Genomic DNA, 19979 nt, shown 5'->3' on the forward strand with positions numbered 1-19979 from the left:
CCTGTAAGTAGTGCCCTCAGCGTCCGCAAGATTCTACCAAGAAGCCTGTTCAATTCAAAATCTTCCCCAGATGCTTAAAATTCATAATTCTCTTACCAGAGAAAAACAGGAGTTTATCCCGCTAACGCCGGGCAAGGTCAAAATATATGTGTGCGGGATGACCGTCTACGATTACTGCCATCTCGGCCATGCGCGCGTGATGGTGGTATTCGATATGGTGCAGCGCTGGTTTCGCGCCAACCGTTTTGATGTAACGTATATACGTAATATTACCGATATTGATGACAAAATTATCAGGCGGGCGCAGGAAAATAACGAATCCATTGAAGCGCTGACCGCGCGTTTTATCCAGGCAATGGAGGAGGATGCCACAGCGCTTGGGGTGGAGCCGCCTTCATGGGAGCCGCGTGCCACTCGTCATGTGGAAGACATGATTGCCATGATCCGGATTCTGGTGGATAAAAAGCTGGCGTATCCCGCCTCCAATGGCGATGTATATTATGCGGTTCACCGGTTTCCCGGTTATGGAAAGCTTTCCGGGAAATCCCTTGATGAACTGCGGGCAGGGGAGCGGGTAATTGTCGATCCGCATAAAAACGACCCGCTGGATTTCGTGCTGTGGAAAGCGGCAAAGCCCGGCGAGCCCCGCTGGGATGCACCGTGGGGACCGGGGCGGCCCGGCTGGCATATCGAATGCTCGGCCATGGGTGAGCATTATCTGGGGGAGCACTTCGACATCCATGGGGGCGGCCAGGACTTACAGTTTCCCCACCATGAAAATGAAATTGCACAAAGCGAGGGCGCGCACGGGCATCCTTTTGTCAACTACTGGATGCACAATGGTTTCGTGCGAGTCAATGACGAGAAGATGTCCAAGTCGCTCGGCAACTTTTTTACCGTACGCGAAATCCTTGCTCACTTTCAGCCGGAGGTGATACGTTTTTTTATCCTGCGCGCGCATTACCGCAGTCCGCTTAACTATGCGGATATGCAACTGGAAGACGCCGGGCGCGCTCTCGATCGACTGTATACCGCGCTCAAGGGAATCGGAGTCCACGACGCAGTCGAGATAGACTGGGATAACCCATATGCATCGCGTTTCCGGGAAGCGATGAACGATGACTTCAATACCCCGGATGCTCTTGCCGTGCTTTTCGACCTCGCTACCGAAGTCAATAAAACCCGACTACCCAGGGATATCGCCTTGATGAAAGCGCTGGGCGGGGTGCTGGGATTGCTCCAGCAGGATCCCCGGCAATATTTCCAGCAGGCGGGCTCTACGGAAGATTCGGCATTTGCACCCGAAAAGGTGGAGCTGTTGATTCAACAGCGGCTGGTGGCGCGCGCCAACAAGGATTACCGCGAGGCGGATCGCATTCGCAAGGAATTGATGGAGGCTAACATCATTCTGGAAGACGGACCTCATGGCACTACCTGGCGGAGGGCAGCGGGTCTATCCACTCTCTGAGTACTCCATGGATTTACGGGATGGTATGGCTCGCCTTATTTGCCGGGTCAAATCCTCCACATCGGCTATCCTTTCCAATATAAGTATAAATATGAAGGAGAAGCGAAATGGATCTGCGTGTAAAAAGACTGGAATTTTCCGATGACAGCACGATAGGTGAATTGTCAGTCGATGGGGAGTTCGAGTGCTACACGCTGGAAGACAAGGTGAGGCCTGTGAAGATCAAGGGCAAGACCGCGATTCCCGCGGGGCAATACGAGATTGTCATCAATTTTTCCCAAAGATTTCAGAAACCCCTTCCGCTTCTTTTGAACGTGCCAAATTTTGAAGGCGTCAGGATACATCCCGGCAATATCTCGGCGAATACAGAAGGGTGCATATTGGTGGGCGATACCAAAAGCGTCAATTTCATCGGACAAAGCAGAGTTGCCTTCGATCGGCTGTTTGAGAAAATGAAAACCACAGCCGAGACCCAGAAAATATTCATTGAAATCGAGTGAGTAGGGAGGAGTGTGGCAGGCGGCAGTAATGCTCTCCGCATCAATCCGACGATGGTGAGCCCCTTGAAAAGAAGTGTCTTGCGCTTTACCCTCTTCTCCGCTGCGTTGATCGGTCTATCCTTTTTTGCATCCGACACGGTTCTCGCGCAAAAGGAAGCGCTGCCCTTTCAGCACGAAAAAAACCATGCGCTTCCCTCCGGCAAGAAGGTAGGAGTGATTTTCCGTGAGCACAAGTGTAAAAGCGGTGAGTGCCGTGAAACCGATGGTGGCATGTGGGGAATGGATAGCGGTGTGCCGCGGTTCGTGACTGAAACTTTTCTTGTTTTCATTGATGGGCAGCGATTCCACATCCCGGAGAAATTCTATAGGGATCTCACCAACACCCGTTCGCTGCATGTCTCCGAGCAGAATGACCGCGTGGTTATCGAGCTGAAGGGGGGCGATGCCGCAGGCGCTTATACGGCGCATTTCCGGCTGGGAGGGATGTGCGGATTCGAGCGAAAAATCTGTGGCGAGATATGTAGTGAAGTCTGGGAACATAGTACGTGGTACAACGCGTTTGCGTATGACTGGGATCCTCGATGTGAGGGCGGAATTGAATAGTTGAGTAGTAGAAAACTTTTAATCCCCTTTCATTCCGCCGCTTCTGCTGTATTGTTCCGTCTATCATGCTGCATGGCGTCATTCCAGCCGTAGCTGAACTTTTCAACTATAAATCAAGTAGAGTGCGTGCTCGGCGGGATGGAGCAAGCATGTAATCATTCGGGGTCACCATGAGCTCGTTGTGATTTTTGGCCTGAGTTGAAAAGTGCGGGAGAAGTTGTGTCACAGCCAATTCGGCAGTTTGCATAATGCCAACTCTCTCGTGCATGGCCGAATTCCGGGACTTGGAAGGGGGGATTGTGGAGCCGATATTTCAGGCGTTATCGCGGGCATTTCGCGATTTGTTTCAGTTTCAGGTGCTGTGGATCATCATCTGGCCTATTCTCGCAGCAAGTCTGCTGTGGGTGGTGCTGGGCGTGGCCTTCTGGGGGACTTTCTCCGGCTGGATAGCCGAGGTGTTGACGGCGATCGGTATCCAGACCTGGCTTGAAGGCGTTGAACCGAGGTGGATCGCCTATGGAATCCAGGGGGTCGCACATCTGATTCTGTTTGTGCCGCTGGTTTTTGTGACCGCACTCGTGATTACCGCCTTGTTCGCGATGCCTGCCTTGATTGGTCTGGTTGCGCGTCGCGACTATCCGCTACTCAAACGCGAAAAAGGCGGGACGCTCGCTGGCAGTGTGCTCAATGCGCTGGTTGCTCTCGCCATTTTCATTGCCATCTGGCTGATTACCCTTCCATTATGGCTGGCGGGTGCAGGCGTGGTTATCCCGTTTGTTGCTGCCGCCTATCTGAATCAGCGCCTGTTTCGCTACGATGCACTGGCGGAACATGCCACACAGAAGGAAATGCGAGCTATATTTTCCAGGGACCGGTCTCTGTTGTGGGGCTTGGGGCTGCTCGCGGGTCTGGTGCAATTCGTGCCGATTTTAAACCTGTTCGCCGCTGTGCTGACAGGGCTGGCCTTCATTCATTTTTGCTTGGCCCGCCTGGCGGAACTGCGCCACGAGTTGCCCCACGAGTTGCCGTTATGAGTCATGTTGCAAATTCTTATGTCCGCGGAAGACCCGTGGTTGGCAGCAAAATTTAAGGGTGAATGTCGTGGATATTCGTTTGTAACGCTTTTTGAGTTTGGGGTTGTTTGTTGTCCCGTTATTGCTGCATATCAAAACAAAATACCAATATACGGTTTCCGAGGTTCGATCAGACGCAGCCGGACCTGCGATAACCGGCTGACAAGGAGAGATCAATGCAAGCCTATGTTCTTCATTTCATTGCCCTGGTAATAATGTCCTTAATCGGGACAACCTCCGGCGCTTTTGCCCAGAATGGGCAAAGCAGCGAGGTCAGGGGCTCTATCGAAGACCGCGTCCCTCATCGTCATCAGGAACGACCCGGTGAGCGAATGCCTGCCGATTATGGAGCTCCCCGGCTGCTGAATCTCGGCTCGCATACGTTTCCCGTCAGCACCAGCAACCAGTTGGCTCAGCAGTATATGAACCAGGGCTTGAATCTCTCCTATGCATTCAATCATGCGGAGGCGGGGCGTGCATTCAGGGAGGCGGCGCGGCTGGACCCCGCTCTCGCGATGGCTTACTGGGGACAGGCGCTCGTGCTTGGCCCCAATATCAACGCGCCCATGGAGGCAAAAACCGAAGTATCAGCGCTGGAACTGGTCAGAAAGGCCGCTTCTCTCGCGGCAGGCGTGTCTGACAGGGAGCGCGCGCTGATCGGGGCTCTGGAAAAGCGGTACACCGGCAATTCCGAAGATCGGAAGGCCAACGACAAGGCATATGCAAATGCTATGCGAGAGGTACATCGGCGTTTTCCCGGTGATCAGGATATCGCGATGCTTTTTGTCGAATCCGTAATGGATACCAGTCCGTGGGGTTACTGGATGCGCGATGACTATCCGATGGAAGGAACAAGGGAAATCGTCGCAGTTACCGAGGGCGTGCTGCAAGGCAATCCCCGGCATCCGGGCGCGACGCACATGTATATCCATCTCATGGAACCGACCAACATGCCGGAGCGGGCTGAGCAGGCAGCAGATACGCTGCTTACACTGATGCCCGATGCTGGGCACCTGATACATATGCCATCGCACATCTACCTGCGCGTGGGCCGCTATGAAGATGCAATAACTGCCAATCAGCGTGCAATCGCCGCCGATGTGAGGTACCTCGTCCGGCAGCATGAACATGGCTTTTATGCGATGGCCTATTTTCCTCACAATATTCACTTCCTCTGGGCCGTTGCAACCGCCGATGGCCAAAGCGAATTGGCGATCGACTCGGCAAGAAAGGTTGCAAGCACCATCGACGACGCGGGTTTGAAAGAAATGCCCATGACTGGAGTATTCCGCGTGGTACCTTATTGGGCACTTACAAGGTTTGGAAAATGGGACGAAATGCTTCAGGAACCGGAGCCTCCCTCAAGCAATGCGTTTCTGAAAGGTGGATGGCACTATGCCCGGGGCCTCGCCTTTGTCGCCAAGCGGCAGTTGTCCGAGGCTGAGCAAGAGCTGGCTGCTTTACGGGAGATCATGAAGGATGACTCGCTCGATGGTCCGCTTCTTTCCGTCAACACCGCGCGCTCGGTTTTACGCATCGGTCCTGCGGTCCTCGCCGGTGAGATTGCTGCTGCGCGCGGACAGTTTAATTCCGCCATCGCACATCTTGGGCAGGCAGTTCGTCTCGAGGATTCGCTGGCTTACACCGAACCGCCCGAATGGCAGGCGCCTCCGCGGTTGACGCTCGGCGCCATATTGCTTGAAGCGGGTCATCCCGCCGAAGCGGAGACAGTCTACTGGGAAGACCTGCGGCGCAACCGCAATAATGGATGGGCACTTTATGGCTTGTTGCAGGCTCTGCGCGCCCAGGGCAAAAACGAGCGGGCGGCGCTGGTTGAAGAGCGTTTCAATAAGGCGTGGGCACGGGCGGATGTGAAACTCGGCGCCTCCCGCTTCGGGTGTGTTTTTTCGCCCATGACGATGGCAGGGCAATCGCGATAGCAAGCAATATCGACTGATTCACCCAAAACAGGCCCTAACAAGCCGGACTTAATCCAGGTCGTACCTTCCCGGTGGGGGTCTACTCTAGACTGGATTTTTAGCGCCCTATGGAAGCCACCTCGAACAACATGAAAGATGCCGCCGGTACGGAGCCCTTTATATGCACCATTGGACATTCGACTCATCCCCTTGAAGAATTCATCAATCTGCTGAAAAAAAACGAAGTTACGCACCTGCTCGATGTACGAACGGTACCGCGTTCGCGGCATAATCCCCAATTCAATAAAGAAACCCTGCCGGACGCTCTGCGGGCAATGGGCATCAAGTACACTCATTTACCTGGCCTGGGCGGGCTTCGGCATGCGCGCAAGGACTCGATCAATGAGGGCTGGCGCAATGCATCCTTCCGTGGCTATGCGGACTATATGCAAACTCAGGAATTTGTGGAAAATGTGAACCGGGTTATCGAGCTTGCTGCGCATGACCGCTGCGCATTGATGTGCGCCGAGGCCGTTCCTTGGCGATGCCATCGTTCATTGATTGCGGACGCGCTTGTCGTCCGTGGCGTGCGGGTGGAAGACATCATCGATAACCACGGACGAAAACCGCATTCACTGACTCCATGGGCGCAGACGGATGGCTTGAAAATTTTTTATCCTGCGCAACAGGGGCGGCTGATATAAACGATGATTGGATTGTTACCTTTTGAAAGGAGGTAATGGAATATGAACGTGCGTTTTACCCGGTTGATGGCACCGCTCGGTGTGGCGATGTTGATCGTACAGCCCGCTGCGGCATCTGACGATAATCCGTGGGGAAAGCCAGGGACTCAGAAAACCCAGACAACACAGCGCGGGAAGGAAGGCGGTCAGTCAAAACCTTGGGAAGTGCGTCCGTGGGCCGCCAACCCGATGGAGACGAAACCCTTGCAGCCGAATCCAAGAGAATCGCGCCCCTGGGAAGAAGCTTCGGAGGAGGTTAGACCGAAAGATGCCTTGGGAGAGGAAAGATCTGTGGAGAGCAGGCGTCGAGCGGGCAGGAAGGCGCGTAAGGAGCGGGCCGAGAAAAGCCATGAAAGCAAGCAGCGATTGAGCAGCTACGAGGAGCGCTCCAGGCAGCGCCAGGAGAGATGGCGGAAGCTCCAGATGCAAAGTGAATTGTATCAAGCCGGCGGGGCAAGATAACTTCTGGAGTATTTTCCCGATTTCAGGTCTCGCTCCGCTGTCTGATGGAACGCTTTTTTAAGGCAACTGACGGTTTTTCTTCTAATCAGTAAAAGGAGGCAGGTAAAGATGATTCTCCGGTATACTTTATAAGATAATGCCAGACTACCTGCTGATCATTACTGCTGTCGCGATTCTGCTTGTCACCATGGCCTACCTGGTGATCAGGCTCGGTATGCTTTCGACCATGGTGCGCGAACTGCTGGGGCAGCAGGCAAGGCTGATGGAAGACAAGCATCGCGACATGCTCAAGGATTTGCATGAGGGGCTGTCAAACCAGGGCAACCGGCTTTCCGAGGTCCTGGGCAGGAATTCCGATCAACTGCGGGGAACGGTGGAAGCGCGGCTGGACCAGATCAGTGGGCGGGTGGCGGAACGTCTCGACGAAGGGTTCAGGAAAACCAATGAGACTTTCACCAGCGTCATGACGCGGCTTGCGACGATCGATGAGGCCCAGAAAAAGATCGACAGCCTGACCACCAATATGGTGAGCCTGCAGGAACTCCTGGGCGACAAACGCTCGCGCGGCGCATTTGGCGAAGTGCAACTGGAAGCGCTGGTTCGCAATATCCTGCCGCCATCTGCGTACGAAATGCAGCATACGCTTTCCAACAGCAGCCGCGCCGATTGTGTGCTGAAGCTGCCGCCTCCAACGGGAATGGTCGCGGTCGATTCAAAATTTCCGCTGGAAAATTTTCATCGCATGTTCGATCGTCATACGGATGATACGAGCCGTGCCCTGGCCCAGAAGCAGTTCAAGGCGGACGTGAAAAAACATGTGGATGACATTGCCGGTAAATATATCCTGCCGCCCGAAACCTGCGATGGGGCGGTGATGTTCGTACCGGCGGAGGCGGTTTTCGCCGAAATCCATGCCTATCATTCGGACGTAGTCGATTACGCCATGCAGAAGCAGGTGTGGATAGTTTCGCCTACCACCCTGATGGCGGTATTGAATACCGCGCGCGCCGTGCTCAAGGATATCGAAACCCGCGAGCAGGTACATATCATCAAGAACGAACTGTCCAGGCTGGGCAAGGATTTTGCACGCTTTGACGAGCGCATGAAAAAACTTGCAGATCATATCCGCCAAGCCAATCAGGACGTGGAAGAGGTACATGTTTCAAGCCGGAAGATAAGCCAACGCTTTGCCCGCATAGAGGCTGTGGATCTCGAGCCGCCTCAACTGGAAATGGAAACGCCAGTGATGGAACCGGCGGACGAAGAAAACTCCAGATAAATCCCGCCGGGCATCACATGCAGGAGGATACATCCAGAAAATCCCTCATGCTCTCGAACATCAAAACCTGGTATCGCCGCCGTATCATCGAGAATCAATCCGTCCCCGATGATATCTGGCAGAACGCGATAGCACACCTGCGGTTCCTGCAGGCGCTCGATGCGGTTGAGCTCGAGCGCTTGCGGGAATCCGTCATACTGTTTCTCCATGTCAAGCAAGTCAGCGGTGCGCACGGACTGGTGATCACCGACGAAATGCGCGTACTGATCGCTGCACAGGCGTGCATTCTGATCCTGAATCTCGATCTCGATTATTACCATGGCTGGGTAGAAATCATCGTTTATCCAGGTGAATTTATTCGCGATTACGAATATGTGGATGAGGACGGCATTGTGCATCATGCAGTGGAGCCTGCGTCCGGCGAATCCTGGCTGGGTGGACCGGTGATTCTCTCCTGGGAAGATACGGTGGCTGCTATGGCAGGAACCGAGATCAGTCAGGGATACAATGTTGTCATACACGAATTTGCCCACAAGCTGGATATGCTGAATGGGGAGGCCAACGGTTTTCCTCCCATACATCCGGATATGAGCCAGCAGGCATGGAGTGAAGCGTTCAGTAAAGCTTATGCGGAGTTTTGCAGGAGTATCGACGAGGGGGAGATGATGGAAATCGACCTTTATGCGGCCGAGAGTCCGGCAGAATTCTTCGCGGTGATCAGCGAAGCTTTTTTCGAAATGCCTCTCTCTGTCAGAATACATTTCCCCGCAGTATATGAGCAACTCGCGCTGTTTTATCGTCAGGACCCCGCACAGCGTTGGAGTGAACCGTGAACGAATATTTCATCAGTGGCGATATTGGCGGAACCAAGACATTGCTGCAAGCGGCGGAACTGAAAGAGGGCAATGTCCGGGTATGCTGCGAACGGCGCTATGAGAGCTCGGCCTATTCGAGTTTTTCGGACATGCTCCGAGACTTTATTAATGAAATCTCCACGCTCAATGTCGATGGCAATCCTGTGAGCGCCTGTTTCGCGGCAGCGGGGCCGATTGCCAGGCAGGAAGTGGCACTCACAAATTTGCCGTGGGTGATGAACTCCGCAGTGCTCTCCTCAGAATTTTCCATTCCAAGAGTCAAGCTCATCAACGACTTCGCAGCCGTGGCATCGGGGGTGAGCATTCTGCCGGAAAACGACCTGATGACGTTGCAGGCCGGCCAACCTTATGTCGGCCGGATGCGAGTCGTGCTGGGGGCGGGTACCGGGATGGGGGGAGCATGGCTCGTCTGGCAAAATGGAGACTATTCATCGCTGCCGAGCGAAGCTGGACATATTGATTTTGCACCGGCGAATGAGTTGCAGGACCGATTGTTGCATCATTTGCGAAAACGCTTGGGCCATGTATCGGTCGAACGGGTGCTCTCCGGTCCGGGACTGACAAATGTTTTTCGTTTTCTTCAGGATGAGTCAGGCGATAACCGCGAATGGATATCGATGCAGTTGGAAGAAGATGATGCCGCTCGTATATCCGATCTCGCCTTCAACCAGAAGGACCCGCTAGCAGTGAAAGCGATGGATTTATTTGTTGAAATTTACGGGGCCTATGCCGGCAACCTGGCTTTGGCGGGCCTGTGCCGCGGCGGAGTATATGTGGCGGGAGGAATTGCACCAAAAATTATCGACAAATTGAGAGAGGGCGGCTTCATGAAAGCATTTCGCGACAAGGGACGTTTTTCCGGGCTAATGGAGGAAATTCCGGTACATGTGGTAATGAATCCAAAAGTCGGACTACTTGGGGCTGCGGAAGAAGCCCGAAGAATGCTGGATGAGGTGTAAAAACATTGCGAAAACAGTTGAAGATCTGGATTTCTGGTCTGGACCTGCTCAAACAGGTGCAGGCATTGTGCCTGTCCGTCAAAGATAGATTCCGATTGTTGATCGATTGAATGAGATTGAATGAGTAAGCATGAGCAAGGCATTTACCAGGGAAAGCGAGCCTGACGACCTTGACGAAGAAGGCAACGGGAATGCTCTGCCGTCGTTACCTTCCGGTGCCAAAAATTACATCACTCCGGAGGGGCATAAGCGGCTGATGGACGAGTTTTTGTGGTTGATGAACAGGGAACGCCCCCAGGTAACCGCAACGGTTTCCTGGGCTGCCGCAAATGGCGATCGTTCGGAGAACGCGGATTATATCTATGGCAAGAAGCGTCTGCGCGAAATCGATCGGCGCATTCGTTTTCTCACCAGACGATTGGATATGGCGGAAATCATCGATCCCTCCATGCCCCGTGAAGATGAATCACGGATTTTTTTTGGCGCTACCGTTACCTACGCCAACGAGAAAGGCGAGGAGAAGACCGTTTCCATCGTCGGTGTGAATGAGATCGATACCACCAGGGGTTACATAAGCTGGGTTTCACCGCTGGCGCGGACATTGATCAAAGCGCGCGAAGGGGATGTGGTGACATTACATGCGCCCGGAGGAACGGAAGAACTGGAAATTCTGGAAGTCAGGTATCAGGCAATTCCCATGGAACCGTTCGGGATGGGTTCGGGAACCGAGAGGACGATGGTGAACCCCGTCGAGAATCCCGGTCCTCAATGAAGTTTATTACCTCTCGCGACAATCCCACCTTCAAAGAACTGGTTAAACTGCGGGAATCATCCCGGCAACGGCGAATTGCGGGACTTACACTTCTTGACGGCGTTCATCTGGTCGAAGCTTATTTTGCGCTGGGGGAGCCAGAAAAACTGATCGCGAGCGAGAGCGGGCGTGAAAACCCGGAAATCCGATTTCTGCTGGAAAAAGTAACAAAAGTGACAGAAGGCGACCCCAACCGGGAAGCGATAGCGATCGTTCTGCCGGACTCGTTGTTCCGCGAAGTTTCCACAGTAAAGACTGCACCGGGTCTCATGGCTGTAGTGCCGATTCCTTCTCCTGAAGCCATTCCCATGCAAAAGAGAGGGCAGGCAGAAAGCTTCTGTGTATTGCTTGAAGCCATACAAGACCCTGGCAACGTCGGCTCCATACTGCGTTCCGCCGCCGCAGCGGGTGCGGGCGACGTGTATCTTTCCAACGGCTGTGCCGATGCCTGGTCTCCGAAGACGCTTCGTGCCGCCATGGGCGCTCATTTTCTTGTTCGAATACACGAACGTGCCAACTTGGCAGAAGTTGCGCGGACGTTCAGAGGCAAGGTGATTGCAAGCATACTGGGTGCGAAAAAAAGTCTTTACCAGATGCGGTTGACCGGCCCGGTAGCCTTCGTGTTCGGGAACGAGGGTGCGGGTTTGAGCGATGAGTTGCTTCAGGTCGCCCATGAACGGATTACTATCCCCATGCCGGGGGAGGCAGAATCCCTGAATGCGGCGGCTGCGGCAGCAGTTTGTTTTTTTGAGAGGGTGAGGCAGACGGAAGCGGGAAGCGCATAAGTATCCGCTTTTTATTATCTTCTCCTCATGCCGTTAACATGGCTGCTATAGCAGCTTCCGCAGCTGTCTGGCGGGTGCGGCTCAACCTTTCCCCTCGGAATGATCCAGCCAGTTCTCAAGGCCCTGCGCATTGAGCTCGACATCAAGCTTCAGCAAGCCGCGAATCCTTTCCTCGGCTAATTTACAGCCGTGTGCGACTACTCGGCGCAACAACAACTCGCCCAGTTCTTCTACCAGAGCTGCATGGCTGTCGGGCACGTCGCGCAGCTTCCTGGCAATCGACACATGCGCGTCAATCAGGCCATGCAGCTCGTTTGCATGGCGTGGGAGATGCGCGATGCGCCCATAATGCGTGAGAAAGGCGTAAGACGGGTTGTAGGTCATGAGCCGATCCAGCGAGGCATGGGCTGCGACGGGGTCGAACTGCACGGGAGTGGTCGTCGGAAACACGAATTCCATGCCATCGACATCGAATTCCCGATAGGAAAGGCCGAATGTGTCGCCGGTGAAAAAGGAATTGCTTTGCTCGTCGAAAATGCAGTAATGGTGACGCGCATGTCCCGGCGTATCGAGAAACAGCAGCGGCCTGCCGTTGAAATCCAGCCTGAATTCGTCCGGCGCCTCGATGATTCTGCTGGCATCTATGGGATGGATATCCCCGTACATGCGTTTGAATTCCGCTTCACCATAGACGGTCATGGCGCTTGCGACAAGACGCGCCGGATCTGCCATATGGCGAGCTCCACGCGGATGCACCACCAGTTTGGCGTTAGGGAGATGACGCATGAATTCTCCCGCACCCCCTGCATGATCGAGATGGATATGCGTAACAAACACGTACGCTACATCTGCGGGAGCCAGATTCTTCTTCTGCAGCACTTCCAGTACACCGGGAACGGAAGATGAAGTTCCGGTGTCCACCAGCGCAGCTTTGCCGTTTTTCACAATCAGATGAATTGCAGCCAGGCCGGGGCGCAAATAATCGGCATCAATGGCGCTGATGCCGTCTTCATAATCGGTGAGGCCGGGGAGATGGGAAATGTGCGGGGGCAAAATAGAGAGCGATGAAGTCATTCCAGGCTCGACGTCCGATGAAGATCGCGCGCCATCATGCAACCGGCCGAGACGCAGATTCCCCAACTACGCTACCGCCTGTTTCAATTGTTCAAGTATCGCCGGGTTTTCCAGGGTGGATACATCCTGAGTTATTTCCTCATCCCTTGCGAGCGTGCGCAGCAACCGGCGCATGATTTTGCCGGACCTGGTTTTCGGCAGGTTATCCCCAAACCGGATTTCATCAGGCCTGGCGATGGGACCGATCTCCTGCGATACCCAATTGCGCAATTCCTGGACAATGCGATGAGCGTCCTCCGCTTTCGGACGCGTACCTTTCAATACCACAAAAGCCACGATGGCCTCGGTTTTGATTTCGTCCGGCTTGCCTACTACCGCGGCTTCAGCAACCAAGGGGCTCGCTACCAGTGCCGATTCGATTTCCATTGTCCCTAAACGGTGACCGGAAACAGTCAGCACATCGTCGATGCGCCCCATGATCCAGAAATAGCCGTCCGCATCGCGGTGAGCTGAATCTCCCGCGAGATAGTATTTACCGCCAAGCTCTTCCGGAAAATAGGTATTTCTGAAGCGTTCCGGGTCCCCCCACAATGTGCGGGCCAAGGAAGGAAACGGACGCTTGATCACGAGAAAGCCACCCTTGCCGACCGGCACCTCATGCCCCGCTTCATCCACGATATCGGCCTTGATACCGGGGAGCGGCAAAGTGCAGGAACCGGGTTTGAGCATTACTGCTCCAGGCGTGGGGGCGATCATGTGAGCACCTGTCTTGGTTTGCCACCAGGTGTCCACCAATGGACAGCGGGATTGGCCAACGGTCGTGTAATACCACATCCAGGCTTCCGGATTGATCGGTTCGCCCACTGAACCGAGCAGGCGCAATGAGGAAAGGTCATATTGCTTCGGCAGGTCGGGTCCGAGTTTTATAAGCGAGCGGATGGCAGTGGGGGCTGTATAAAACGTGGTCACCTTATGATCCTGGATCATTTTCCAGAAGCGACTCGCGTCAGGATAAGTAGGAACGCCTTCGAATATGATCTGGGTCGCCCCGACGGCGAGCGGACCATAAGTCACATAGGTGTGCCCCGTGACCCAGCCTACGTCGGCTGTGCACCAGAAGATATCGGAGGACTTGTAGTCGAAAATCCATTGCATGCTCGTGATGGCGCCCAGCAGAAAGCCCGCAGAAGAGTGTTGCACGCCTTTTGGTTTGCCGGTGGAGCCGGAGGTGTAGAGCGTAAATAGGGGATGCTCGGCGTTCACCCATTCGGGCTCGCAGGTCTCGCTCTGATCCCGGATGAGATCATGCCACCAGATGTCGCGATTGGCCTCCAGTTGCAGGTCACCACTGCCTCGTTGGTAGACCACGACGGATTTCACCGAATCCGTTTCACCTCTGCCAAGCGCATCTTCGACAACGGCTTTCAGATAGTTGATCTTGCCGCCGCGCCATTGCTCGTCCGCGGTAATCACGGCTACCGCACCTGCGTCAATAATTCGCTCATGCAGGCTTTTGGCGGAGAAGCCGCCGAACACGACTGAATGGGTCGCACCGATGCGCGCGCAGGCCTGCATTGCCACTACCGCTTCGATACTCATCGGCATGTAGATAACGACGCGATCACCTTTCCTGATATTCAGTGACTTGAGGCCGTTTGCAAACCTGCATACGCGGTGGTAGAGATCCTGGTAAGTGCAGCGCGTAACGGCGCCGTCATCCGCCTCGAAAATAAGCGCAACCTTGTCTGGCTGGGTGGTCTGGTGTCGATCGAGACAATTGTATGAAACATTCAGTTCTCCGTCATCAAACCAGGTAAAGAACGGATGGTTGGTTTCATCCAGCACGTGGGTAAATGGTTTGTGCCAGGAAATATGATCCCGCGCCAGTCTGGACCAGAACGCTGCCTCATCTTTTTCTGCCTCTGCGCAAAGGGCATCATATTCTTCCATCCCGGATACATTCGCCTGTTCCACGAACGAAGCGGGGGGTGTAAAGGTGCGTGTTTCATTGAGGATAGATTGAATCGTCGCCACAGCTACCTCCCTGAATATTTTTGTTTGGGCTGATAAATTGTATCATTCGACGCTTTTTGTAATAAGTTTTTTCATGCCGATCGGCCATTTATGCATGCCGATGGCAAACCCGCGTATTGTGGTCCGCTCTTGCGGAGTTGCCGTTTTTTTTCTATAACGCATTGGCAGAAAAAACTTTTTGTCAGATTTTTTGTCAGTTGATCATGAAAGCGGAACTCAGTTCCTATTTCCCCGATCATAAATGTTTGTTAAAATAGAATAATAACGATGGGCTTCTTTCAGCCCATTTTTTGTTTGTATCGGGCCTATGGATCTGTACGAATTGCTCGAACCGACCCTTGCAGGACTGGGTTATGAGCTGGTTGACCTGGAGCGGTCGCCAGGGGGAAAGCTGTTGCGGGTGTTCATCGACAAGCCTGGTGGTGTGAGTGTGGATGATTGCGTGACTGTCAGCAATCATCTGAGCCGGTTTTTCGCCGTCGAGAACGTGGATTATGACAGACTGGAAGTATCCTCGCCGGGCCTCGATCGGCCGTTGAAAAAGACAGCAGATTTTATCCGCTTTGCGGGAGAGTCCGTTAAACTCAGGCTGCGGGTGGCGTTACAGGGGCAAAGAAATTTTGTCGGCATTTTGCGCGAAGTGAAGGATGGAATTTTAAAACTGGAAGTAGATGGAAAAATGCTGGACCTTGAACTCACTAACCTTGAGAAGGTTCGCCTCGTTCCGAAATTGTAATCTATGAGCATGAGTAACTGGCTGGAGGTAACATGAGCCGCGAGGTTTTGCTATTGGTGGATGCACTGGCGCGCGAAAAGAATGTCGAAAAGAACATTGTTTTTGCCGCACTTGAACTTGCATTGGCGTCCGCCACCAAAAAGCGTTTTAACGAGGACGCTGACGTACGCGTGTCGATCGACCATCAGACAGGGGACTATCAATCCTTGCGCCGCTGGCAGGTGGTGGCAGACGATGCACTGGAGGATCCCGCCCGTCAGATATCGCTGAGGGAGGCCTCTCTGCAAAATCCTGAAATCAAGCTTGACGAATATATCGAAGAGCTCCTGGAACCGGTAGAATTCGGGCGCATCGGCGCCCAGGCAGCGAAACAGGTGATATTCCAGAAAATCCGTGATGCCGAACGCGAGCAGATCCTGAACGATTTTCTCGAGCGCAAGGAATATATGGTTACCGGGACCATCAAGCGCATGGAACGCGGAAACGCGATTATCGAATCCGGCAGGGTAGAGGCCATATTGCCGCGTGACCAGATGATTCCCAAGGAAAACCTGCGTGTCGGGGATAGAGTGCGCGCTTACTTGCACAAGATCGACCGTACCACGAGAGGTCCGCAGTTAATCCTGTCAAGAATCGTGCCGGAATTTCTGATAAAGCTGTTTGAGCTGGAAGTGCCTGAGATCGAGGAGGGTTTGCTGGAGATCAAGGTGGCAGCGCGTGATCCCGGTTCGCGTGCGAAGATCGCAGTGAAGTCGAATGATCAGCGAGTGGATCCGATCGGCACCTGCGTAGGTATGCGAGGTTCCAGAGTCCAGGCCGTGACCGGCGAACTGGCGGGTGAAAGGGTAGACATCATCCTTTGGTCGGATGACCCCGCCACATTCGTAATCAATGCGCTGGCTCCTGCCGAGATCAGCAGCATTCTGGTGGATGAAGAGAAACACAGCATGGACATTGTCGTGGACGAAGGCAATCTTGCCCAGGCGATCGGGCGTGGAGGCCAGAATGTCCGGCTAGCTTCGGAATTGACGGGCTGGGAGCTCAACATCATGACGATGGAAGAGTCGCAGGCAAAAAATGAAGAGGAGTTTTCGGTTTTGCGCCAACTCTTCATGGAAAAACTGGATGTGGATGAAGAAGTGGCGGACATTCTGGCGCAGGAAGGCTTTACTACTCTGGAAGAAGTGGCTTACGTGCCGCTCAGCGAAATGCTGGAGATCGAAGCATTTGACGAACAGACCGTCAACGAGCTTCGTAATCGGGCTCGCAACGCGTTGTTGACCGAAGCCATCGTGAGCGAGGAAAAGGTGGAGCACATCGCCGAAGACCTGCTCGCGCTGGAAGGTATGGACAGCCAGACCGCGCGCGAACTTGCGGCTAAAGGAGTAAGCACCCAGGAAGACCTGGCCGATCTGGCGGTGGATGATCTGGTGGAAATGGTCGAGATGGATACTGAACGGGCCAGGCAGTTGATCATGGCGGCACGTGCCCCGTGGTTTGCCCAGGCCGATAGAGCATAGCCGACTGAAGGTAATTAATGTCTCAAATGAATGTAGAGCAATTTGCTAGTGAACTTGGCGTGCTTCCTACCGTGCTGCTGGAGCAGTTGCAGGCCGCCGGTGTGCGCAAGCACATGACCGAGGATAGCCTGACAGAGAAGGACAAAACGCAGCTTCTCGAGTATCTGCGCAAGATTCACGGCGCCAAGGAGGAGAAGGGCCGGATTTCCCTGCCACGTCGACAGACTTCGGAAATCAAGAAGGCGGATAGCACCGGTAAGCCACGCAGCATCCAGGTGGAAGTGCGCAAGAAGCGCGTATTTGTAAAAGGCGAGTCGACAGTCGAACGGAAAACGGCTGAAACCCCTGCGCCCCCCGCTCCTTCTGTGTCTCCGGTGCGAACCCCTGTCGTCGATGCGGCGCAACAGGCATTGCGGCAGGAGGAGGCAAGGCGGCAGGCTGAATTGATTGCGCGTCAGGCTGCGGAGTTGCGGGAAAAAAGGCTGCGTGAAAGGCCCCCGGTCGTGGAAATCAAAGAGTCCGAAGAACCCGCAACGCCACCAGCGCCGGTGGCTGCTCCTGTAGCCGGGTCTGAGGCGGTGTCGGTTGCGCCTGAAACTCCTTCGGCAGCCCTGGCGGAAACGGTGGCGCCTGGGGAAGCGGAAGCAGCTCCGTCGCAGCCCGCCTCTACCGAAGGTACCTTGCACAAGCCGGTAGTGAAGCCGGAAGAGAAGGTGGATAAGAAAAAGAAACCGACAAAGCAAGTGGTCTGGAAGGAAGAGAAGGTCGAGAAACGTGGACTCAAGACCAGGGGTGATCTGACCGGGGCAAAGGGCGGCTGGCGGGCGCGCAAGGATAAACATGGCAGAACTGAGGAACCCGCTCCTCATGCTTTTTCGGCACCGACCGAGCCGGTGGTCCATGAGGTGCTGGTGCCTGAAACCATTTCCGTCGGGGCGCTCGCGCAGAAAATGTCCATCAAGGCGGCTGAAGTCATCAAGACTCTGATGAAAATGGGTAACATGGTAACCATCAACCAGATGCTGGATCAGGAAACTGCCATGATCGTGGTGGAGGAGCTGGGCCATGTCGCCAAATACGCCGCGATTGATAGTCCTGAATCCTTCCTGGCTGATACGGAGATCGCACCTTCCGAATTAAAAATGGAAGCGCGTGCACCGGTCGTTACGGTGATGGGTCATGTGGATCATGGTAAGACCTCGCTTCTCGATTACATTCGCCGCACGCGAGTGGCAAGCGGCGAAGCAGGCGGCATCACCCAGCATATCGGGGCCTATCACGTCGAGACTGAAAGGGGCATGGTGACGTTCCTGGATACGCCGGGACATGAGGCGTTTACGGCCATGCGTGCCCGGGGAGCCAAGGTTACCGATCTGGTCATATTGGTTGTGGCGGCGGATGACGGAGTAATGCCGCAGACAGTTGAAGCAATACATCATGCCAAGGCAGGGAAGGTGCCGATCGTAGTGGCGATGACGAAAATCGACAAACCGGAAGCCAATCCCGAGCGGATTCGTCAGGAACTCGTGACTCAGGAAGTGGTGCCGGAAGATTGGGGCGGTGAAACCATGTTTGTCGAGGTTTCGGCGAAGACTGGTCAAGGCATCGATGATTTGCTGGAAAGCGTGCTGCTCCAGGCTGAAGTTCTGGAACTCAAAGCGCCGAAGGATGCGCCGGCAAAGGGAATTGTAATCGAATCACGGCTGGATAAAGGGCGAGGCCCGGTCGCAACCATGCTTGTTCAATCCGGTACCTTGAAGCGTGGCGATATATTGCTGGCGGGCGCGGCTTATGGCCGGGTAAGAGCCATGCTGGATGAGAGCGGCAAGCAGGTGGAGCAGGCAGGACCTTCCATTCCGGTTGAAATCCAGGGTTTATCGGAGGTTCCCGTAGCGGGGGAATCGGTGGTGGCTCTGACGGATGAGCGTAAGGCGCGTGAAATTGCCCTCTTCCGCCAAGGCAAGTTCCGCGATGTAAAACTTGCAAAGCAGCAGGCAGCCAAACTGGAGAACGTGTTCGAGCAGAGGGGAGAAGTAAAAGTCCTTTCACTTATTATCAAGGCCGACGTACAAGGTTCTTACGAGGCGCTGGCGCACGCGCTGCAACAACTTTCCACTGACGAGGTGAAGGTCAACATCATTCATAGTGGGGTGGGCGCGATTACAGAATCGGACATCAATCTCGCATTGGCTTCCAAAGCAGTTGTCATTGGCTTCAACAGCCGCGCGGATGCCGTTGCGCGCAAGCTCATTAACTCTGCCGGAGTGGATGTGCGCTATTACAGCATCATTTACGAAGCTGTGGATGAGATCAAGGCTGCACTTTCCGGCATGATGGCGCCCGAGCGCAAGGAGAATATCACCGGACTGCTGGAGATCCGTGAAGTATTCCGCATTTCCAAAGTGGGGGCGGTGGCGGGTTGCCTTGTGCAGGAGGGGCTTGTCAAGCGTGGTTCGCTGGTGAGAGTGATACGCAATGGACAGGTAATCCATACCGGAGAACTGGATTCATTGAAGCGCTTCAAGGATGATGTGAAAGAGGTGAGGGCGGGTTTCGAGTGTGGCCTGTCTCTTAAGAACTTTAACGACATCCAGGTGGGCGACCAGTTGGAAGCCTACGAAATCCAGGTAATCGCGCGGACTCTGTAAGCAGGGCGAAAGCCCTGCATTGAAGTTTTATGCCCAAAGATTATTCCCGCACATTGCGGATTGCCGATCAGATTCAGCGTGAGTTGGCCGATCTGATACGCAACGAACTCAAGGACCCGCGCATAGGCATGATTACCTTGACCGGTGTTGAGGTGAGTCAGGATTATGCGCACGCAAAAGTTTTCTATACCACGTTGCATAGTGAAAGCGACAACTTTCTCGTCCAGAACGGGCTGGAAAATGCTGCGGGCTTTTTGCGCAGCCAATTGCTGCATCGATTGAAGCTACGCGTCATACCACAACTGCATTTCATTTATGATGAATCCATCGAACGTGGAGTCCGGCTGTCGCAACTGATAGATGAAGCCGTGGCTTCCAACCGTTCTGAAAAAGAAACTGACAACACCTAACACCTGAATTGTTTATCACGCTTATATCTGGTCGAATTCATGCAGCTACTTCCGCAAGCTGCATGACCGGAGCCGGATGT

At 54.2% G+C, this 19979-nt stretch carries 18 protein-coding genes; 16 read left to right on the top strand and 2 right to left on the bottom strand.

The features are described 5' to 3' along the window. The first annotated feature begins 70 nt into the window (after positions 1–70). From cysS to BMW46_RS02585, 12 genes are all read left to right on the top strand, one after another. A complete protein-coding gene (gene cysS, locus BMW46_RS02530) occupies positions 71–1468 on the top strand; it encodes a cysteine--tRNA ligase (RefSeq protein WP_074704169.1) in 1398 nt (465 codons plus the stop codon). Between the two features lie 107 nt (positions 1469–1575). Beyond that, positions 1576–1968: a DUF5675 family protein gene (locus BMW46_RS02535; RefSeq protein ID WP_074704171.1), complete on the top strand. Its 393-nt coding sequence runs from the start codon at positions 1576–1578 to the stop codon at positions 1966–1968. Positions 1969–2031: 63 nt separating this feature from the next. Further along, positions 2032–2571 carry a hypothetical protein gene (locus BMW46_RS02540; protein ID WP_143049074.1) on the top strand — a complete coding sequence of 180 codons (540 nt, stop codon included), beginning with the start codon at positions 2032–2034 and terminating at the stop codon, positions 2569–2571. A 248-nt stretch (positions 2572–2819) separates the two neighbouring features. Then, positions 2820–3605, top strand: coding sequence for an EI24 domain-containing protein (locus BMW46_RS02545; protein WP_081355635.1), 786 nt, complete (start codon positions 2820–2822; stop codon positions 3603–3605). Positions 3606–3820: 215 nt separating this feature from the next. Then, the gene (locus BMW46_RS02550; RefSeq protein WP_074704177.1) at positions 3821–5584 is read left to right on the top strand and encodes a tetratricopeptide repeat protein; all 1764 of its coding nucleotides are present in this window, start codon (positions 3821–3823) and stop codon (positions 5582–5584) included. Between the two features lie 107 nt (positions 5585–5691). Next, positions 5692–6267, top strand: coding sequence for a DUF488 domain-containing protein (locus BMW46_RS02555; RefSeq protein WP_074704179.1), 576 nt, complete (start codon positions 5692–5694; stop codon positions 6265–6267). A 42-nt stretch (positions 6268–6309) separates the two neighbouring features. Further along, positions 6310–6768: a hypothetical protein gene (locus tag BMW46_RS02560; RefSeq protein ID WP_074704181.1), complete on the top strand. Its 459-nt coding sequence runs from the start codon at positions 6310–6312 to the stop codon at positions 6766–6768. A 136-nt stretch (positions 6769–6904) separates the two neighbouring features. Beyond that, positions 6905–8047 (top strand): DNA recombination protein RmuC, encoded by a 1143-nt coding sequence (locus BMW46_RS02565; RefSeq protein WP_074704183.1) that lies wholly within the window; start codon positions 6905–6907, stop codon positions 8045–8047. Between the two features lie 17 nt (positions 8048–8064). Further along, positions 8065–8880 carry a M90 family metallopeptidase gene (locus tag BMW46_RS02570; RefSeq protein ID WP_081355636.1) on the top strand — a complete coding sequence of 272 codons (816 nt, stop codon included), beginning with the start codon at positions 8065–8067 and terminating at the stop codon, positions 8878–8880. Next, positions 8877–9881: a glucokinase gene (locus tag BMW46_RS02575; RefSeq protein WP_074704185.1), complete on the top strand. Its 1005-nt coding sequence runs from the start codon at positions 8877–8879 to the stop codon at positions 9879–9881. The genes BMW46_RS02570 and BMW46_RS02575 overlap by 4 nt, the downstream gene beginning before the upstream one ends. Positions 9882–10011: 130 nt before the next feature. Beyond that, positions 10012–10653 carry a transcription elongation factor GreB gene (gene greB / locus BMW46_RS02580; protein ID WP_074704187.1) on the top strand — a complete coding sequence of 214 codons (642 nt, stop codon included), beginning with the start codon at positions 10012–10014 and terminating at the stop codon, positions 10651–10653. After that, complete coding sequence (locus BMW46_RS02585) at positions 10650–11477, top strand: TrmH family RNA methyltransferase (protein ID WP_074704188.1); 828 nt, start codon at positions 10650–10652, stop codon at positions 11475–11477. Before greB ends, BMW46_RS02585 begins: the two co-directional genes overlap by 4 nt. An 81-nt stretch (positions 11478–11558) precedes the next feature. On the opposite strand, the gene BMW46_RS02590 is transcribed toward BMW46_RS02585, so the two are convergent. Beyond that, positions 11559–12551 (bottom strand): MBL fold metallo-hydrolase, encoded by a 993-nt coding sequence (locus BMW46_RS02590; protein ID WP_074704594.1) that lies wholly within the window; start codon positions 12549–12551, stop codon positions 11559–11561. 66 nt (positions 12552–12617) lie between these two features. After that, entirely contained in the window at positions 12618–14585 is a 1968-nt protein-coding gene (gene acs, locus BMW46_RS02595; RefSeq protein ID WP_074704190.1) for an acetate--CoA ligase, read from the bottom strand. Positions 14586–14892: 307 nt separating this feature from the next. Between acs and rimP the strand changes: the two genes are divergently transcribed. From rimP to rbfA, 4 genes are read left to right on the top strand one after another with little or no spacing between them, the layout of a single operon-like run. After that, positions 14893–15321, top strand: a complete 429-nt coding sequence (gene rimP, locus BMW46_RS02600) for a ribosome maturation factor RimP (RefSeq protein WP_074704192.1) — start codon at positions 14893–14895, stop codon at positions 15319–15321. Between the two features lie 32 nt (positions 15322–15353). Next, positions 15354–16841: a transcription termination factor NusA gene (gene nusA / locus BMW46_RS02605; protein WP_074704194.1), complete on the top strand. Its 1488-nt coding sequence runs from the start codon at positions 15354–15356 to the stop codon at positions 16839–16841. A gap of 17 nt (positions 16842–16858) precedes the next feature. Then, the gene (infB, locus tag BMW46_RS02610; RefSeq protein ID WP_074704196.1) at positions 16859–19489 is read left to right on the top strand and encodes a translation initiation factor IF-2; all 2631 of its coding nucleotides are present in this window, start codon (positions 16859–16861) and stop codon (positions 19487–19489) included. Positions 19490–19518: 29 nt separating this feature from the next. Then, a complete protein-coding gene (gene rbfA, locus BMW46_RS02615) occupies positions 19519–19899 on the top strand; it encodes a 30S ribosome-binding factor RbfA (RefSeq protein WP_074704197.1) in 381 nt (126 codons plus the stop codon). Positions 19900–19979 lie beyond the last annotated feature (80 nt).

This window comes from Nitrosospira multiformis, from assembly GCF_900111585.1.
GTDB lineage: Bacteria > Pseudomonadota > Gammaproteobacteria > Burkholderiales > Nitrosomonadaceae > Nitrosospira > Nitrosospira multiformis_B.

Coding starts and splice junctions, on each gene's coding strand:
- cysS (WP_074704169.1), top strand. CDS start 71: ATGCTTAAAATTCATAATTCTCTTACCAGAGAAAAACAGGAGTTTATC.
- BMW46_RS02535 (WP_074704171.1), top strand. CDS start 1,576: ATGGATCTGCGTGTAAAAAGACTGGAATTTTCCGATGACAGCACGATA.
- BMW46_RS02545 (WP_081355635.1), top strand. CDS start 2,820: ATGCCAACTCTCTCGTGCATGGCCGAATTCCGGGACTTGGAAGGGGGG.
- BMW46_RS02550 (WP_074704177.1), top strand. CDS start 3,821: ATGCAAGCCTATGTTCTTCATTTCATTGCCCTGGTAATAATGTCCTTA.
- BMW46_RS02555 (WP_074704179.1), top strand. CDS start 5,692: ATGGAAGCCACCTCGAACAACATGAAAGATGCCGCCGGTACGGAGCCC.
- BMW46_RS02560 (WP_074704181.1), top strand. CDS start 6,310: ATGAACGTGCGTTTTACCCGGTTGATGGCACCGCTCGGTGTGGCGATG.
- BMW46_RS02565 (WP_074704183.1), top strand. CDS start 6,905: ATGCCAGACTACCTGCTGATCATTACTGCTGTCGCGATTCTGCTTGTC.
- BMW46_RS02570 (WP_081355636.1), top strand. CDS start 8,065: ATGCAGGAGGATACATCCAGAAAATCCCTCATGCTCTCGAACATCAAA.
- greB (WP_074704187.1), top strand. CDS start 10,012: ATGAGCAAGGCATTTACCAGGGAAAGCGAGCCTGACGACCTTGACGAA.
- BMW46_RS02585 (WP_074704188.1), top strand. CDS start 10,650: ATGAAGTTTATTACCTCTCGCGACAATCCCACCTTCAAAGAACTGGTT.
- BMW46_RS02590 (WP_074704594.1), bottom strand. CDS start 12,551: ATGACTTCATCGCTCTCTATTTTGCCCCCGCACATTTCCCATCTCCCC.
- rimP (WP_074704192.1), top strand. CDS start 14,893: ATGGATCTGTACGAATTGCTCGAACCGACCCTTGCAGGACTGGGTTAT.
- nusA (WP_074704194.1), top strand. CDS start 15,354: ATGAGCCGCGAGGTTTTGCTATTGGTGGATGCACTGGCGCGCGAAAAG.
- infB (WP_074704196.1), top strand. CDS start 16,859: ATGTCTCAAATGAATGTAGAGCAATTTGCTAGTGAACTTGGCGTGCTT.
- rbfA (WP_074704197.1), top strand. CDS start 19,519: ATGCCCAAAGATTATTCCCGCACATTGCGGATTGCCGATCAGATTCAG.